The following is a 669-nucleotide window of genomic DNA, read 5'->3' as shown; positions in this document are numbered from 1 at the left end:
ATCCTGCGCTCGGATGACGGGCGCTCACTGCCGCAAACCTTTCGTGGCGGCCAGATCACCTCAAAGGAAATCGACGGCCTGACCCTCTACGGCGGCCAGTTCCGCGCCAACAGCCCGCGCGACGACAGCAGCATGAGCGACATGTCGATGACCGGCAAAGCAGCGTTCACCTCCGACCGTTTCAACTTTCAGGGCGGCGAATATGTGTTCAACGAGAAACGCACGCAGATCGGTGTGTGGAACGCCGAACTCAAGGACATCTACAGCCAGCAGTACGTCAACCTGATCCACAGCCAGCCATTCGGTGACTGGACACTAGGCGCCAACCTCGGCTTCTTCTACGGCAAGGACGACGGCAGCGCCCGCGCCGGCGATCTGGACAACAAGACCTGGTCGGGCCTGTTCTCGGCCCGTTACGGCGGCAACACCTTCTACGTCGGACTGCAAAAACTCACCGGCGACAGCGCGTGGATGCGGGTGAACGGCACCAGCGGCGGTACCCTCGCCAACGACAGCTACAACGCCAGTTACGACAACGCGCAAGAACGCTCCTGGCAGCTGCGCCACGATTACAACTTCGCCGTCCTCGGCGTTCCCGGCCTGACCCTGATGAACCGCTACATCAGCGGCGACAACGTGCACACCGGCACCGTCACCGATGGCAAGGAA

Annotated in this window: 1 protein-coding gene; it reads left to right on the top strand. The window is 61.9% G+C overall.

Features of this window, described 5'->3' with window-relative positions; genetic code table 11:
- Positions 1-669: OprD family outer membrane porin (locus F2P67_RS27590; protein ID WP_166226421.1), on the top strand; the 669-nt coding region annotated here is incomplete at both ends.

The sequence above is a fragment of the Pseudomonas atagonensis genome (genome assembly GCF_011369485.1).
Taxonomy (GTDB): Bacteria; Pseudomonadota; Gammaproteobacteria; order Pseudomonadales; family Pseudomonadaceae; genus Aquipseudomonas; species Aquipseudomonas atagonensis.
This window is presented reverse-complemented; position numbering and strand designations above follow the sequence as displayed.